This window comes from Shewanella sp. 10N.286.51.B2 (genome assembly GCF_041469265.1).
Taxonomy (GTDB): Bacteria; Pseudomonadota; Gammaproteobacteria; order Enterobacterales; family Shewanellaceae; genus Shewanella.
The window spans coordinates 1-16,769 of the sequence record NZ_JBFRKH010000032.1 but is presented as its reverse complement, the minus strand read 5'-3'; the positions used below and the strand labels follow the sequence as shown (position 1 = coordinate 16,769).

The following is a 16,769-nucleotide window of genomic DNA, read 5'->3' as shown; positions in this document are numbered from 1 at the left end:
AAAGTTATCGCTTAATAGCGATTTTAGTTAACACATAAAAAAAGGAAGCTTCGGCTTCCTTTTTTGTTTTTATTATTTTTTGTAAGATTTGCTGATGATCTCTAGTGTCATCCTTGCGAACTGACTAGAATAAGAATACAATCTATGGCCGATTTTTGACCCTGAGCTGATGCTTTTCGTGGCTTAATTCGGAAGTACTGATTGATAATGGTACACTTTATCAATTTTAAGCTCAGGTCTCTTAGTGAGTAACGGAACCAACCGATGACAACAAATACTGAAAACCAGACTAATTCTCTGGATATTGTTAAGTGGGGCATAGCAGTTATATTGATTGCCGCCGCTGTTATTGGCAACCAAGCATTTGGCGAAGCCAGTGTTGTGGTACGCGCTTTAGGCGTAATTGTTGCCTTTGTTCTTGCAGGTTTTATTGCTCTGCAAACTGTGAAAGGTAAAGAAGCTTTATCTTTTGCTCGTGAAGCTCACATTGAAGTTCGTAAAGTGGTTTGGCCTACGCGTCAAGAAGCGCTAAACACTACATTCATTGTTCTTGCTGCAACAGCTGTCGTAGCCGTTATCCTTTGGGGTTTCGACTGGGTACTTTTGCGCGTTGTTAACCTAATTACTGGCGTATAGGCATTTACATGACTGAAGCAACAGAAGCTAAAAAAAGATGGTATGTGATCCAAGCATTCTCGGGCTATGAAGGCCGTGTATGTAAAACATTGCTTGAACATATAAAAATGCACAACATGGAAGATTACTTCGCTGAGGTATTAGTACCGACAGAAGAAGTGGTTGAGATGCGTGCTGGTCAGCGTCGCAAAAGCGAACGTAAATTCTTCCCTGGCTATGTATTAGTACAGATGGAAATGAATGACGAAAGCTGGCATTTAGTTAAAAGTATTCCACGTGTTATGGGCTTTATCGGTGGTACATCTGACCGTCCAGCGCCTATTTCAGACAAAGAAGCGGATGCCATTCTTCAGCGTTTACAAGACACAGTTGAGTCACCGACTCATCGCGTTATGTATGAACCTGGTGAAGTTGTTCGTGTTAACGATGGTCCATTTGCTGATTTTAATGGCACTATCGAAGAAGTTGATTACGACAAGAACCGCGTTAAGGTTTCAGTAATGATCTTCGGTCGCTCTACTCCTGTTGAACTTGATTTCGATCAAGTTGAAAAGAGCTGATTAAATTAACTACAAATAGTATTTGTTTGCGGGTGCGAATTTTTGTATAATTCGCACCCGTAATTTTCAAGGGGAGCATATTGGCATGTAGCCGATACGCGTTTGAACCCAAACTGAGGATATGTCGACATGGCAAAGAAAATTGAAGCTTATATTAAGCTACAAGTAGCAGCCGGTGCTGCAAACCCGTCTCCACCAGTTGGACCTGCTTTAGGTCAAAAAGGTGTGAACATCATGGAATTCTGTAAAGCATTCAACGCTCGTACTGAAAAGTTCGAAAAAGGCATGCCAATTCCTGTTGTTATCACTGTATACAACGACCGTTCTTTCACGTTCGAAACTAAGACTCCTCCAGCATCTTTCTTATTATTGAAAGCTGCAGGTCTTAAGTCTGGTTCTGGCCGTCCGAACACTGAGAAAGTTGGTACTATCAAGCGTAGCGCAGTTCAAGAAATTGCTGAATCAAAAGCTACTGATATGACTGGCGCTGATATTGAAGCGATGACTCGCTCAATTGAAGGTACTGCACGTTCAATGGGTTTGGTAGTAGAGGACTAATATAATGGCAAAGCTAACTAAGCGCATGCGCGTTATCCGTGAAAAATTAGACGGAACTAAGAACTACGACATCAATGAAGCTACTGCTTTATTAAAAGAATTAGCAACTGCTAAGTTCGTAGAAAGTGTTGACGTTGCTGTTAACCTAGGTATCGATCCTCGTAAATCAGATCAAAACGTTCGTGGCGCTACAGTATTACCACATGGTACTGGCCGTGAAGTTCGTGTTGCTGTGTTTACACAGGGCGCAAACGCTGAAGCAGCTAAAGAAGCTGGTGCAGAACTTGTTGGTATGGAAGATCTTGCTGCACAAGTTAAAGCTGGCGAAATGAACTTTGACGTTGTTATCGCATCTCCAGATGCAATGCGCGTTGTTGGTATGTTAGGTCAAATCTTAGGCCCACGTGGTTTAATGCCTAACCCTAAAACTGGTACAGTAACGCCTAACGTTGCTGATGCAGTTAAAAATGCCAAAGCTGGTCAAGTTCGTTACCGTAACGACAAGAACGGTATTATCCACACTACTATCGGTAAAGTGGATTTCACACCAGTTCAGCTTAAAGAAAACTTAGAATCGCTTGTAGCGGCACTGAAAAAGGCTAAGCCTGCAGTTGCTAAAGGCGTTTACTTGAAGAAAGTTACTATCTCTACCACTATGGGTGCAGGCGTAACTATCGATCAAGGTAGCTTAGACGAAGTTAAGTAATATACAAAGCGTGCGTATTAGTCTATAATGCGCGCACTTTGTGGGTTGAGGTCTATTTTCTACGTGTGTTACTAATTTATTAGTCCGCTTATTGAATAGATTTCCGTCCAAGACCGTAGGTGTAATCTAACCATTACTTAATTTCCTACGTAGACGGTGTCAGACCCCCCAGATAGATTTTGTTCTGCTGGAAAATCTGCACCGTAAGTCGTTAAACACTTTGTGTTTAACATGGTTAATTCTAGGGAATTCCCTAGGTAGAATCCAGGAGTAAAGCCAATGGCATTAAGACTCGAAGACAAAAAAGCGATTGTTGCTGAAGTCAACGAAGCAGCCAAAGGTGCTTTATCTGCAGTTGTTGCCGATTCACGCGGTGTAACTGTAGGTGATATGACCGGTTTGCGTAAAGCAGCTCGTGAAGCTGGTGTATTTATACGTGTAGTACGTAATACATTAGTTAAACGCGCTGTAGCTGGTACTGATTTTGAGTGCCTTAGCGACACGTTTACAGGTCCTACTTTAATTGCCTTTTCTAACGAGCACCCAGGTGCTGCAGCACGTCTATTAAAAGACTTCGCTGCTACGCAAGAAAAGTTTGAAATTAAAGCAGCAGCCTTTGAAGGGGAAGTAATCCCTGCAGCAGATATTGATCGTTTAGCGAAATTACCAACTTACGACGAAGCACTAGCTCAGTTAATGATGACTCTAAAAGAAGCATCTGCTGGCAAGTTTGTTCGTACCTTGGCCGCTCTTCGCGATCAAAAAGAAGCAGCTTAATATTTTATTAGCCGCTTAATTAAATTGAATTCAGTACAATAGGAATTTTTTGTTATGTCTATCACAAAAGACCAAATCTTAGAAGCTTTCGCAGAAATGTCTGTAATGGAAGTTGTTGAACTTATCGAAGCAATGGAAGAAAAATTCGGCGTTTCTGCTGCAGCTGCAGTAGTTTCTGGTGGTGGTGATGCTGCCGCTGCTGTTGAGCAAACAGAATTTGACGTTGTTATGACATCTTTCGGTGCTAACAAAGTTGCTGTTATTAAAGCACTTCGTGGCGCTACAGGTCTTGGCCTGAAAGAAGCTAAAGCGATGGCTGAATCTGCACCAGTTGCAGTTAAAGAAGCTATCTCTAAAGAAGAAGCTGAAGCACTTCAAGCAGACCTAGTTGCTGCTGGCGCTGAAGTAGAAGTTAAGTAAGTTATACTTTAACTTACCACCTCCCGAGTAATCGGGCGGAGGCTGGCGGTTTTTTAACCGTCGGCCTTTTTTGCGCTATATGCGCAGGCGATTTTTTATTCACCGTTTGTCGCCAGTTTTAGCAGTTCCTAGCAGAGATTACTGGTTAGGTTCTTGCCATTAACGGTGATGGGCAAACGTGCTGATTTAATCTTTTGTATTATTTCAGTCTTGGTCACATCTCGTAAGTAGAGGAAACCCATGGTTTACTCCTATTCTGAAAAGAAGCGTATTCGTAAAGACTTTGGCAAACGCCCAAAAGTTTTGGATATTCCGTACCTATTGTCTATTCAATTAGACTCTTTTAAGAAGTTCACCGATCAAGATCCTACGGGTGAACGTGGCTTCGAAGCCGCATTCCGTAGCGTTTTTCCCATCAAGAGCTTTTCTGGCAACTCTGAACTGCAATACGTCAGTTATAAGTTAGGCGAGCCAGTTTTTGATGTGAAAGAGTGTCAGATCCGCGGTGTTACATATTCAGCTCCATTACGCGTTAAATTGCGTATGGTGTTATATGACCGTGAAGCTGCACCAGGCACAGTTAAAGACATTAAAGAACAAGAAGTCTACATGGGTGATATCCCATTAATGACTGATAACGGTACTTTTGTTATCAATGGTACTGAGCGTGTTATCGTGTCTCAGTTACACCGCTCACCAGGTGTATTCTTTGATCATGACCGTGGTAAAACCCACTCTTCAGGTAAAGTGTTATATAACGCACGTATTATTCCTTACCGTGGTTCATGGCTTGACTTTGAATTTGATCCAAAAGATGCCTTATTTGTACGTATTGACCGTCGTCGTAAATTACCTGCGACTATCATGCTACGTGCACTTGAGTTTTCTACTCAAGAAATCTTAGACTTATTCTTTGAACGTACTCAGTTCAAAATTAAGAAAGATTCTCTTGTTATGGCACTTGTACCAGACCGTTTACGTGGTGAAACTGCAAGTTACGATATTAAAGATTCAGAAGGCAATGTTCTTGTTGAAACTGGTCGTCGTATTACTGCTCGTCACATTAAACAACTTGAAAAAACTGCCACTACAGAACTTGAAGTACCTGTAGATTACATTGTTGGTAAGTTTGCTGCTCAAGATTATATCGATCAAGATACTGGTGAAGTACTTGTTAGCGCAAATGCTGAAATCACCCTTGAAGACCTTGCTAAACTTTCTTTAGCAGGCATTAAAGAAGTTGATACTTTGTTTATCAACGATCTTGATCATGGTGCTTATATTTCTGACACATTACGTATCGATTCTACAACTAACCGCTTAGAAGCATTAGTTGAAATCTACCGCATGATGCGTCCAGGTGAGCCACCAACCAAAGATGCTGCTGAAAGCTTATTCCAGAACTTGTTCTTCAGTGAAGAACGTTATGACTTATCTAAAGTAGGTCGTATGAAGTTCAACCGTCGTCTTGAGATTGCTGAAGACGAAGGCGCTGGCGTATTGTCTAAAGAAGACATCGTACACGTTATGAAGAAAATCATCGAAATCCGTAATGGTGACGATGAAGTCGATGATATCGACCATCTTGGTAACCGTCGTATTCGTAGCGTTGGCGAAATGGCTGAAAACCAATTCCGTGTTGGTCTAGTTCGTGTTGAGCGTGCTGTTCGTGAACGTCTATCATTAGGCGACTTGAACGAGTTGATGCCACAAGATCTTATCAATGCGAAGCCTATTTCGGCAGCAGTGAAAGAATTCTTTGGTTCTTCACAGCTGTCTCAATTCATGGATCAAAACAACCCGCTTTCAGAAGTAACGCATAAGCGTCGTATTTCTGCTTTAGGCCCAGGTGGTTTGACTCGTGAACGTGCAGGCTTCGAAGTACGTGACGTACATCCGACTCACTATGGTCGTCTATGTCCGATTGAAACGCCAGAGGGACCAAACATTGGTCTAATTAACTCTTTAGCAAGTTTCGCACGTACTAACTCATACGGCTTCCTAGAAACGCCTTATCGTAAGGTTGTTGATAGTGTAATTACTGATGAAGTTGAATACTTGTCAGCAATTGAAGAAGGTCGTTATGTTATTGCACAGGCAAACATTGAAGTAGATGGTTCTAGCCGAATCATTGAAGAGCAAGTTGCTTGTCGTCATAAAGGTGAATCTACCTTTATGCGTGCTGCTGACATTCAATATATGGATGTATCACCACAACAGATTATTTCTGTTGCGGCATCACTAATTCCGTTCCTAGAACACGATGATGCTAACCGTGCATTGATGGGTGCGAACATGCAACGTCAAGCGGTTCCTACTTTACGTGCTGATAAGCCGTTAGTCGGTACAGGTATTGAGCGCACTTTAGCGGTCGATTCTGGTGTTGTTGTTGCTGCGAAACGTGGCGGTGTTGTTGATTACGTTGATGCTAGCCGTATCGTTATCAAAGTTAATGAAGCAGAGTTAACACCGGGTGAAGCTGGTATTGATATCTACAACTTAACTAAGTATACCCGTTCAAACCAAAACACCTGTATTAACCAACGTCCTTGTTGTTCTGTTGGTGATCCAATTGTACGTGGTGATGTATTAGCTGACGGTCCATCAACCGATTTAGGTGATTTGGCTCTTGGTCAAAACATGCGTATCGCGTTCATGCCGTGGAATGGTTATAACTTCGAAGATTCTATCTTAATTTCTGAGCGCGTAGCGCAAGAAGATCGTTTTACTACTATTCATATCCAAGAGCTTTCATGTATTGCTCGTGATACGAAACTAGGTAGCGAAGAAATCACAGCTGATATTCCAAACGTAGGTGAGTCTGCTTTATCTAAACTAGATGAATCAGGTATCGTTTACATTGGTGCTGAAGTGAAAGGCGGCGACATTCTAGTTGGTAAAGTGACACCTAAAGGTGAAACTCAGCTGACGCCAGAAGAGAAGCTATTGCGTGCAATTTTCGGTGAGAAAGCTTCAGATGTTAAGGACAGCTCTTTACGTGTACCTAACTCTGTTAAAGGCACCATCATCGACGTTCAAGTATTCACTCGTGACGGTATCGAGAAAGATAAACGTGCGCTTGAAATTGAAGAGATGCATGTTAGCCAAGCTCGCAAAGATTTAGGCGAAGAGTTCCAGATCCTTGAAGAAGGTGTGTTGAGCCGTGCGCGTAACTTATTACTATCTACCGGTTTCTCAGAAGCTAAATTAGCAGAGCTACCGCGTAAAGATGTATTAATTCAAGTTATCGATGACGAAGCTAAACAAACTGAACTTGAGCAATTAGCTGAGCAACATGAAGAGCTAAAAGCAGACTTCGATAAGAAGTTTGAAGTTAAGCGTCGTAAGATCACCCAAGGTGATGACTTAGCACCTGGTGTACTGAAAATTGTTAAGGTTTACCTAGCAGTTAAACGTACTATCCAACCTGGTGATAAGATGGCGGGTCGTCACGGTAACAAGGGTGTAATCTCTAAGATTTGTCCTATCGAAGACATGCCTTACGATGAAACTGGTGATCCAGTTGATATCGTACTTAACCCATTGGGCGTACCATCGCGTATGAACATTGGTCAGGTACTAGAAGTCCACTTAGGTGCTGCAGCTAAAGGTATCGGTAATCGTATTACTGCTATGCTTGAAGAGCAACGCGAACTGGCAGAGCTACGTAGCTACATTCAGCAGGTTTATGACTTAGGTGATGACGTTCTTCAGAAAGTCGACATCAGTACATTTAGCGACCATGAAGTAGTGCGCTTAGCTAAGAACCTGAGAGGCGGCATACCAATTGCTACGCCAGCTTTCGATGGTGCTAAAGAGAAAGAGATCAAGCAAATGCTTGAACTTGCAGGCTTACCTTCATCTGGCCAGTTAACATTATGTGACGGCCGTACCGGTAACGAATTTGAGCGTAAAGTAACTGTTGGTTACATGTACATGCTTAAATTGAACCATTTAGTTGATGACAAGATGCACGCCCGTTCAACCGGTTCGTACAGCTTAGTTACACAACAACCATTGGGCGGTAAAGCTCAATTCGGTGGTCAGCGTTTCGGTGAGATGGAAGTATGGGCACTAGAAGCATACGGTGCTGCATATACTCTTCAGGAAATGCTAACGGTTAAATCAGATGACGTTAACGGTCGTACTCAGATGTATAAAAACATCGTCGACGGTAACCATCAGATGCACCCAGGCATGCCTGAGTCTTTCAACGTATTGTTGAAGGAAATTCGTTCACTTGGTATTAATATCGAGTTGGATCAAGAGTAAGCATCGCTCTTAAGCAATGTTTGGTAACCAAGGATGCTTTACAATAGCAAGGCATCTGGTTTAACTCCTTCAGGAGAGAAACGTGAAAGACTTATTAAAGTTTCTTAAACAGCAAAGCAAGACTGAAGAATTTAACGGAATCAAAATTGGTTTGGCTTCGCCAGATCTAATCCGTTCTTGGTCTTTTGGTGAAGTTAAAAAACCAGAAACCATTAACTACCGTACCTTTAAACCTGAACGTGAAGGTTTATTCTGTGCGCGTATTTTCGGTCCTGTGAAAGATTACGAATGTTTGTGTGGTAAATACAAGCGTTTGAAGCACCGTGGTGTTATTTGTGAGAAGTGTGGCGTTGAAGTTACACAGACTAAAGTGCGTCGTGAGCGCATGGGTCATATTGATCTTGCAAGCCCAGTTGCCCACATTTGGTTCTTGAAATCACTTCCGTCTCGTATCGGCTTAATGCTTGATATGACACTTCGTGACATCGAACGTGTACTTTACTTCGAATCATTTGTTGTGATCGAGCCTGGCATGACCAGTCTTGAACGTGGCCAAATGCTTACTGAAGAAACGTATCTTGATGCACTTGAAGAATACGGTGACGAGTTCGAAGCTAAAATGGGTGCTGAAGCAGTCTTAGACTTGCTACGTGCAATTGATTTAGAAGAACAGATCGAACAAATGCGTGAAGAGTTGCCTTCAATCAACTCTGAAACCCGTCGTAAAAAGGTCACTAAACGCCTTAAACTGATGGAAGCATTCTTCACTTCAGGTAACAAGCCTGAGTGGATGATCTTAAAAGTTCTACCGGTTCTACCACCTGATTTACGTCCTCTAGTACCACTAGATGGCGGACGTTTTGCTACGTCTGATTTGAACGACCTTTACCGTCGTGTAATCAACCGTAACAACCGTCTAAAACGTCTATTAGACTTAGCTGCGCCAGACATTATCGTACGTAACGAAAAGCGTATGTTACAAGAGTCTGTTGATGCGCTATTAGATAATGGTCGTCGTGGTCGTGCTATTACAGGTTCTAACAAGCGTCCGCTAAAATCTTTGGCCGATATGATCAAAGGTAAGCAAGGTCGTTTCCGTCAGAACTTACTTGGTAAGCGTGTTGACTACTCAGGCCGTTCGGTAATTACCGTAGGTCCTACTTTACGTCTGCACCAGTGTGGTCTTCCTAAGAAGATGGCACTTGAGCTATTCAAACCATTCATTTATGGCAAGCTAGAAGGTCGTGGTTTAGCTACTACGATTAAAGCTGCTAAGAAAATGGTTGAACGCGAACAGCCAGAAGTATGGGATGTTTTAGACGAAGTAATTCGTGAACATCCAGTTATGCTTAACCGTGCACCAACACTTCATAGACTTGGTATCCAGGCATTTGAGCCGGTACTAATTGAAGGTAAAGCTATTCAATTGCACCCATTAGTATGTGCGGCATATAACGCCGACTTCGATGGTGACCAAATGGCTGTGCACGTACCGTTAACGCTTGAAGCTCAATTAGAAGCTCGCTCGTTAATGATGTCGACAAACAACATCCTTTCTCCAGCAAATGGTGAGCCAGTAATCACGCCTTCTCAAGACGTGGTACTTGGTCTTTACTATACCAGCCGTGAATGTGTTAACGGCCGTGGTGAAGGTATGACATTTATGTCTGTTGATGAAGTTGAAAAAGCGTACGCAACAGGTGCTGCAGAATTGCATGCACGCGTTAAAGTACGTATTACAGAGACTTCAACTGACGACAATGGTGAAAAGACTCAAAGCCGTCGTATTGTAGATACTACAGTGGGCCGTGCATTGTTATCGCAGATCTTGCCTAAAGGCTTACCGTATGAACTGGTTAACCAGAACATGGGTAAAAAGCAAATCTCGAAACTATTGAACACTTGTTACCGTGCGCTAGGCCTAAAAGATACTGTTATCTTTGCTGACCAATTAATGTATACCGGTTTCCGTTATGCAACTATCTCTGGTGCCTCTGTTGGTATCAACGATATGGTTATCCCAGATGAGAAGTACACTTTAGTTGAAGAAGCTGAACGTGAAGTGCTTGAAATTCAAGAGCAGTTCCAATCAGGTCTGGTTACCGCTGGTGAGCGTTACAACAAAGTTATCGATATTTGGGCAAGTACCAACGATAAAATCTCTAAAGCGATGATGGACAATTTGAAGAAAGAAGTTGTTATCAATCGTGATGGCGAAGAAGAAGAGCAAGATTCGTTTAACAGCATCTATATGATGGCTGACTCGGGCGCTCGTGGTAGTGCTGCTCAGATCCGTCAGTTAGCGGGTATGCGTGGTCTGATGGCTAAGCCAGATGGCTCAATCATCGAAACCCCAATTACTGCGAACTTCCGTGAAGGTCTAAACGTACTTCAGTACTTCATCTCTACTCACGGTGCGCGTAAAGGTCTTGCCGATACCGCATTGAAAACAGCTAACTCGGGTTACCTAACTCGTCGTCTTGTTGACGTTGCACAAGATCTAGTTGTTATTGAAGATGATTGTGGCACTGAAGCTGGCTTAACCATGAAGCCGTTGATTGAAGGTGGTGATGTTAAAGAGCCTCTTCGTGAACGTGTTCTTGGTCGTGTTGTTGCTATTGACGTACTTGAGCCTGGTACTGAAAAAGTACTTGCTCCACGCAATACGCTACTTGACGAAGCATGGTGTGATCTTCTTGAAGAGCACAGCGTTGATGAAGTTATCGTACGTTCTGTAATTTCATGTGAAACAGACTTTGGTGTTTGTGCCGCATGTTACGGTCGTGACTTAGCTCGTGGTCATATCATTAACCACGGTGAAGCTATCGGTGTTGTTGCTGCTCAATCAATCGGTGAGCCAGGTACACAGCTTACGATGCGTACCTTCCACATTGGTGGTGCAGCATCTCGTGACTCTGCTGAAAACAATGTTCAAGTTAAGAACTCAGGTACACTGAAGCTTCATAATGCGAAATACGTTAAGAGCATCGACAACAAGTTAGTTATTGTTTCTCGTTCATCTGAACTTGCAATCATTGACGAACTTGGTCGTGAAAAAGAGCGTTACAGAGTACCTTACGGTACTGTTTTAGAAGTGTTGGAAGACAGTGAAGTGGCAGCAGGCGCAATTATTGCGAACTGGGATCCACATACTCACCCAATTATTTCTGAAGTAGCCGGTTCAGTTAAATTCGTAGACATGATTGAAGGCGTTACTATGACGCGTCAAACAGATGACCTAACTGGTCTGTCTTCGATTGTGGTACTTGACCCAAGTGCTCGTAGCACAGCTGGTAAAGAAATGCGTCCTGCTATCCGTCTAATCGACGCTGATGGCAACGATCTTATGATCCCGGGTACCGATGTACCTGCGCAGTATTTCTTACCTGGTAACGCGATTGTAGCGAAAGACGATAATGCACAAATTAACGTTGGTGATGCTTTAGCACGTATTCCTCAGGAATCGTCTAAAACTCGCGATATTACCGGTGGTCTACCACGTGTTGCTGACTTGTTCGAAGCTCGTAAACCAAAAGAGCCTGCTATCCTTGCTGAAATCTCGGGTACTATCTCATTCGGTAAAGAAACCAAAGGTAAAGTACGTCTAGTCATCAGCCCTGCTGATGGTAGTGATCATTATGAAGAAATGATCCCTAAATGGCGTAACCTGAACGTGTTCGAAGGTGAAAAAGTTGAACGTGGTGAAGTTATTGCTGATGGCCCAGAAGCTGCGCATGACATCCTACGTTTACGTGGCATCCATCATGTTGCTAACTATATTGTTGATGAAGTTCAAGACGTTTACCGCCTACAGGGCGTTAAAATCAATGATAAGCACATTGAGGTGATTATTCGCCAAATGCTACGTAAGTGCTTAATTACTGACGCTGGTGATACCGAATTCTTAGTCGGTGAACAAGCTGAAGTTGCCCGCGTTAAGATCGCTAACCGCGAACTTGAAGCACAAGGCAAAACACCTGCGAAGTTTGAGCGTGAATTATTAGGTATTACCAAAGCATCTTTGGCTACTGAATCATTCATCTCAGCTGCATCGTTCCAGGAAACAACTCGCGTACTAACCGAAGCTGCTGTTGGCGGTAAGAGCGATCCATTACGTGGTCTGAAAGAAAACGTAATTGTTGGTCGTCTAATCCCAGCTGGTACCGGTTATGCATATCACACAGCTCGTAATGAAGCTCGTGCGAATGTCAAATCGGACAATGCAGAAGCGCCAGTGATCACTGCAAGTGAAGCAGAGAAGAACTTAGCTGACTTACTTAACTTAGCCGGAAGTGCTGATTAAAGTAAATGGTATGTTAAAAAAGGCGCCTTTGGCGCCTTTTTTATTGGAAATTGCATGAAAAGTTGTCTATTTCTTGACAGTTGGCCATTACCTTTCTAAACTTTCGCGTCCCATCATAGTGGGATATAGATTTTTCACACAAAATTGTTGAGATATTTCAACTGAACGGAGCTATTCATGGCAACTGTAAACCAGTTGGTACGTAAGCCTCGCTCGCCAAAAGTCGAAAAGACTAACGTGCCAGCGTTGAATGCGTGTCCACAAAAACGTGGAGTTTGTACTCGTGTGTACACAACTACTCCTAAAAAACCTAACTCTGCACTACGTAAAGTAGCACGTGTTCGCTTAACTAACGGTTTCGAAGTTACTTCGTACATCGGTGGTGAAGGTCACAACTTGCAGGAACATAGTGTAATTCTAATCCGTGGTGGTCGTGTTAAAGATCTACCTGGTGTGCGTTACCACACTATTCGCGGTGCATTAGATTGTGCTGGCGTAAGTGCTCGTCGCAACGGCCGTTCTAAGTACGGTGCTAAGCGTCCTAAGTCGTAACTTGTCCGTTTAAGTAAGGCCAAGCTAGTTAAAAAAATTCCAGTTTTGGAAGTACCTGAAGCATACGGAGAATTGTTATGCCAAGACGTCGCGTTGTAGGACAACGTAAAATCCTACCAGATCCAAAGTTCAAAAGTGAGTTGTTGGCTAAGTTCATCAACGTCATTATGGTTGACGGTAAAAAGTCAACTGCTGAAAAAATTATCTACCAAGCATTAGATGTTGTCGCTGAAAAGAAAAGCGAAGAGCATTTAAGCATCCTTGAAGCTGCTCTTGATAATGTTCGTCCATCAGTCGAAGTTAAATCTCGTCGCGTTGGTGGTTCAACTTATCAAGTACCATGTGAAGTTCGTCCAGTGCGTCGTAACGCACTAGCGATGCGCTGGTTAGTTGAAGCTGCTCGCAAGCGTGGTGAAAAATCTATGGCTCTACGTCTAGCTGGTGAAATGCTAGACGCATCTGAAAACAAAGGTACTGCTGTTAAGAAGCGTGAAGACGTGCATCGCATGGCTGAAGCTAACAAAGCCTTTGCTCATTACCGTTGGTAATTTGATGGAGTGGGCGTTAGCCCACTCCATATTGTTGATATTTTCTAAAGCACTTTAGCTTTAGTTGAGAGGGTATAAATAGTGGCTCGTACAACCCCAATTGAGCGTTATCGTAATATCGGTATCGTTGCTCATGTGGATGCAGGTAAAACTACCACAACAGAACGTGTTCTGTTCTATACCGGTTTGTCTCATAAAATCGGTGAGGTGCATGACGGCGCCGCTACCACTGACTGGATGGTTCAAGAGCAAGAGCGTGGTATTACTATCACATCTGCTGCTGTAACCACATTCTGGCGTGGTATGGATGCTCAATTCACCGAACATCGTATTAATATCATCGATACCCCTGGTCATGTTGACTTTACTATTGAAGTAGAACGTTCGCTTCGAGTACTTGATGGTGCAGTTGTTGTCTTCTGCGGATCATCAGGTGTCGAGCCACAATCTGAAACTGTTTGGCGTCAAGCTGATAAGTATCAGGTACCGCGCATGGTATTCGTTAATAAAATGGATCGAGCAGGTGCTGACTTTGATAGTGTCATCGACCAAATCCGTAACCGCCTAGGTGCGACTTGTGTCCCTATTCAATTGAATATTGGCGCTGAGGAGAACTTTAAAGGGGTTATTGATTTAATTAAGATGAAAGCAATTAATTGGTCTGAAAAAGACCAAGGAACGACTTTCTCTTATGAAGAAATTCCTGCAGATCTTCTCGCTAAGGCAGAAGAAATGCATGAGTATCTCGTGGAAAGTGCTGCAGAGGCCTCTGATGAATTGATGGAAAAATACCTTGAAGAAGGTGAGCTATCAGAATTAGAGATCAAGCAAGCATTACGTCAGCGCACAATTAACAATGAAATAGTATTAGCAACTTGTGGTTCTGCATTTAAGAACAAAGGTGTTCAAGCTGTTTTAGATGGTGTGGTCGATTACTTACCGGCTCCTACTGAAGTCCCTGCAATTAAAGGGATTGACGAGAACGATAATGAAGTCGAACGTTCATCAGACGATAATGCCCCTTTTGCGGCATTAGCGTTTAAAATTGCGACTGATCCATTTGTTGGAACTTTAACCTTTATCCGTGTATATTCAGGCGTATTAGAGTCGGGTGCAGCGGTTTACAACTCTGTCAAAGAGAAACGTGAACGCGTCGGCCGAATCGTACAAATGCATGCAAATGACCGAACCGAGCTGAAAGAAGTTCGTGCTGGTGATATTGCTGCGGCAATTGGCTTAAAAGATGTGACAACAGGAGATACTCTTTGCGCAAATGATCACAAAGTGATTTTAGAACGCATGGAGTTTCCAGAACCTGTAATTACTATTGCCGTTGAGCCACGTTCGCAAGCAGACCAAGATAAAATGGCGATTGCGCTGCAAAAATTAGCAGCTGAAGACCCGTCTTTTAGAGTGGAAACTGATGCAGAATCAGCTCAAACATTGATTTCTGGCATGGGTGAATTACATTTAGACATTATCGTAGACAGAATGCGTCGCGAATTTAATGTAGATTGTAACGTAGGTAAACCTCAGGTTGCTTATCGTGAAACAATTCGCTCAGCAGTTGAAGTGGAAGGTAAGTTCGTACGTCAATCAGGCGGACGTGGTCAGTTTGGCCATGTGTGGTTGAAAGTTGAACCTTCTGAAGAAGGTCAAGGCTACGAATTTGTTAACGAAATCGTTGGTGGTGCAGTTCCTCGTGAATTCATCCCATCCGTTGACAAAGGTATTCAAGAGCAAATGAATAACGGCGTATTAGCTGGTTATCCAATGCTTGATGTGAAAGTGACTTTATTTGACGGCTCATATCATGATGTCGACTCAAATGAGATGGCTTTCAAAATTGCTGGTTCAATGGGCTTCAAAAAGGGTGCGCTTGAAGCAACCCCTGTGTTACTAGAACCCACAATGAAAGTGGAAATAACCACACCTGAAAATAACATGGGCGATGTAGTGGGTGATTTGAACCGACGTCGCGGTATTATTGAAGGTATGGATGATGGTCTGGGTGGTGTTAAAATTATCCACGCTGTTGTACCGCTTTCTGAAATGTTTGGTTATGCTACTGACTTGCGAAGTGCAACTCAGGGTCGTGCTTCATACTCTATGGAGTTCTTAAAGTACGACGATGCACCATCAAATATTGCAAAGGCAATTATTGAATCACGTACTTAAATTTTTAAGTACTTAATTAACTGTTATATAGCTCGTTGTCGAGCACTTCTGAAAAGAAAGGAATATATCGTGGCTAAAGAAAAATTTGAACGTAGTAAACCACACGTAAACGTGGGTACAATTGGTCACGTCGACCATGGTAAAACTACTCTTACAGCAGCTATCTCAGCTGTATTGTCAAAAGTATATGGTGGTGAAGTTAAAGATTTCGCACAAATCGATAACGCTCCAGAAGAGCGTGAGCGCGGTATTACAATTAATACTTCTCACATCGAATATGACACACCATCTCGTCACTACGCACACGTAGATTGTCCTGGTCACGCCGATTATGTTAAAAACATGATTACTGGTGCTGCACAAATGGACGGCGCTATCTTAGTAGTTGCTGCTACAGATGGTCCAATGCCACAAACACGTGAGCACATCTTGCTTTCACGTCAGGTTGGCGTACCTTTCATCATCGTATTCATGAACAAATGTGACATGGTTGACGATGAAGAACTACTTGAATTAGTAGAAATGGAAGTTCGTGAACTTCTTTCTGAATATGACTTCCCAGGTGATGACTTACCAGTTATTCAAGGTTCTGCACTTAAAGCACTTGAAGGCGAAGCAGATTGGGAAGCTAAAGTTGTTGAACTAGCTGAAGCTCTAGATACTTATATCCCAGAGCCAGAGCGTGACATCGATAAGCCATTCCTACTTCCAATTGAAGATGTATTCTCAATTTCAGGTCGTGGTACTGTTGTTACTGGTCGTGTTGAGCGTGGTATCATCACAGTAGGTGACGAAGTAGAAATCGTTGGTGTTAAAGACACAACTAAAACGACTTGTACTGGTGTTGAAATGTTCCGTAAGCTGCTTGACGAAGGTCGTGCTGGCGAGAACTGTGGTGTACTTTTACGTGGTACTAAGCGTGATGACGTTGAACGTGGTCAAGTATTAGCTAAGCCTGGTTCAATCACTCCACATACAACTTTCGAATCAGAAGTATACGTACTTTCGAAAGAAGAAGGTGGACGTCACACTCCATTCTTCAAAGGTTACCGTCCACAGTTCTACTTCCGTACAACTGACGTAACTGGTACTATCGAGCTTCCAGAAGGCGTAGAAATGGTAATGCCTGGTGATAACATCAAAATGGTTGTTACACTAATCTACCCAATCGCAATGGATGACGGTTTACGTTTCGCTATCCGTGAAGGTGGCCGTACTGTTGGTGCTGGTGTTGTAGCTAAAGTTATCGCTTAATAGCG

At 42.9% G+C, this 16,769-nt stretch carries 12 protein-coding genes; all 12 read left to right on the top strand.

Annotation, left to right across the window (positions count from 1 at the left end; genetic code table 11):
* Window positions 1-264: 264 nt before the first annotated feature.
* The 12 genes from secE (at window position 265) to tuf (ending at window position 16,764) form a co-directional block, all read left to right on the top strand.
* Complete coding sequence (secE, locus tag AB4140_RS09060) at window positions 265-636, top strand: preprotein translocase subunit SecE (protein ID WP_102439681.1); 372 nt, start codon at window positions 265-267, stop codon at window positions 634-636.
* A gap of 8 nt (window positions 637-644) precedes the next feature.
* A complete protein-coding gene (nusG, locus tag AB4140_RS09055; protein ID WP_076543266.1) occupies window positions 645-1,196 on the top strand; it encodes a transcription termination/antitermination protein NusG in 552 nt (183 codons plus the stop codon).
* 129 nt (window positions 1,197-1,325) lie between these two features.
* Window positions 1,326-1,754: a 50S ribosomal protein L11 gene (rplK, locus tag AB4140_RS09050; protein ID WP_076543265.1), complete on the top strand. Its 429-nt coding sequence runs from the start codon at window positions 1,326-1,328 to the stop codon at window positions 1,752-1,754.
* Window positions 1,755-1,758: 4 nt separating this feature from the next.
* Entirely contained in the window at window positions 1,759-2,460 is a 702-nt protein-coding gene (rplA, locus tag AB4140_RS09045) for a 50S ribosomal protein L1 (protein ID WP_102439680.1), read from the top strand.
* A gap of 279 nt (window positions 2,461-2,739) precedes the next feature.
* Window positions 2,740-3,237 (top strand): 50S ribosomal protein L10, encoded by a 498-nt coding sequence (gene rplJ, locus AB4140_RS09040; protein ID WP_076543263.1) that lies wholly within the window; start codon window positions 2,740-2,742, stop codon window positions 3,235-3,237.
* A gap of 54 nt (window positions 3,238-3,291) precedes the next feature.
* Window positions 3,292-3,657, top strand: a complete 366-nt coding sequence (gene rplL / locus AB4140_RS09035) for a 50S ribosomal protein L7/L12 (RefSeq protein ID WP_076543262.1) — start codon at window positions 3,292-3,294, stop codon at window positions 3,655-3,657.
* A gap of 240 nt (window positions 3,658-3,897) precedes the next feature.
* A complete protein-coding gene (rpoB, locus tag AB4140_RS09030; RefSeq protein ID WP_102439679.1) occupies window positions 3,898-7,929 on the top strand; it encodes a DNA-directed RNA polymerase subunit beta in 4,032 nt (1,343 codons plus the stop codon).
* Window positions 7,930-8,011: 82 nt separating this feature from the next.
* Window positions 8,012-12,232 (top strand): DNA-directed RNA polymerase subunit beta', encoded by a 4,221-nt coding sequence (gene rpoC / locus AB4140_RS09025; RefSeq protein ID WP_102476544.1) that lies wholly within the window; start codon window positions 8,012-8,014, stop codon window positions 12,230-12,232.
* A 177-nt stretch (window positions 12,233-12,409) separates the two neighbouring features.
* Complete coding sequence (rpsL, locus tag AB4140_RS09020) at window positions 12,410-12,784, top strand: 30S ribosomal protein S12 (RefSeq protein WP_076543259.1); 375 nt, start codon at window positions 12,410-12,412, stop codon at window positions 12,782-12,784.
* 77 nt (window positions 12,785-12,861) lie between these two features.
* Window positions 12,862-13,332 (top strand): 30S ribosomal protein S7, encoded by a 471-nt coding sequence (gene rpsG, locus AB4140_RS09015; protein ID WP_076543258.1) that lies wholly within the window; start codon window positions 12,862-12,864, stop codon window positions 13,330-13,332.
* Between the two features lie 81 nt (window positions 13,333-13,413).
* A complete protein-coding gene (gene fusA / locus AB4140_RS09010) occupies window positions 13,414-15,510 on the top strand; it encodes an elongation factor G (protein WP_372000660.1) in 2,097 nt (698 codons plus the stop codon).
* Window positions 15,511-15,579: 69 nt separating this feature from the next.
* Complete coding sequence (tuf, locus tag AB4140_RS09005) at window positions 15,580-16,764, top strand: elongation factor Tu (protein WP_102476545.1); 1,185 nt, start codon at window positions 15,580-15,582, stop codon at window positions 16,762-16,764.
* Window positions 16,765-16,769 lie beyond the last annotated feature (5 nt).

Excerpts from the sequence above, each read along its gene's own strand:
- secE (WP_102439681.1), top strand. The coding sequence starts at position 265 with ATGACAACAAATACTGAAAACCAGACTAATTCTCTGGATATTGTTAAG.
- nusG (WP_076543266.1), top strand. The coding sequence starts at position 645 with ATGACTGAAGCAACAGAAGCTAAAAAAAGATGGTATGTGATCCAAGCA.
- rplK (WP_076543265.1), top strand. The coding sequence starts at position 1,326 with ATGGCAAAGAAAATTGAAGCTTATATTAAGCTACAAGTAGCAGCCGGT.
- rplA (WP_102439680.1), top strand. The coding sequence starts at position 1,759 with ATGGCAAAGCTAACTAAGCGCATGCGCGTTATCCGTGAAAAATTAGAC.
- rplJ (WP_076543263.1), top strand. The coding sequence starts at position 2,740 with ATGGCATTAAGACTCGAAGACAAAAAAGCGATTGTTGCTGAAGTCAAC.
- rplL (WP_076543262.1), top strand. The coding sequence starts at position 3,292 with ATGTCTATCACAAAAGACCAAATCTTAGAAGCTTTCGCAGAAATGTCT.
- rpoB (WP_102439679.1), top strand. The coding sequence starts at position 3,898 with ATGGTTTACTCCTATTCTGAAAAGAAGCGTATTCGTAAAGACTTTGGC.
- rpsL (WP_076543259.1), top strand. The coding sequence starts at position 12,410 with ATGGCAACTGTAAACCAGTTGGTACGTAAGCCTCGCTCGCCAAAAGTC.
- rpsG (WP_076543258.1), top strand. The coding sequence starts at position 12,862 with ATGCCAAGACGTCGCGTTGTAGGACAACGTAAAATCCTACCAGATCCA.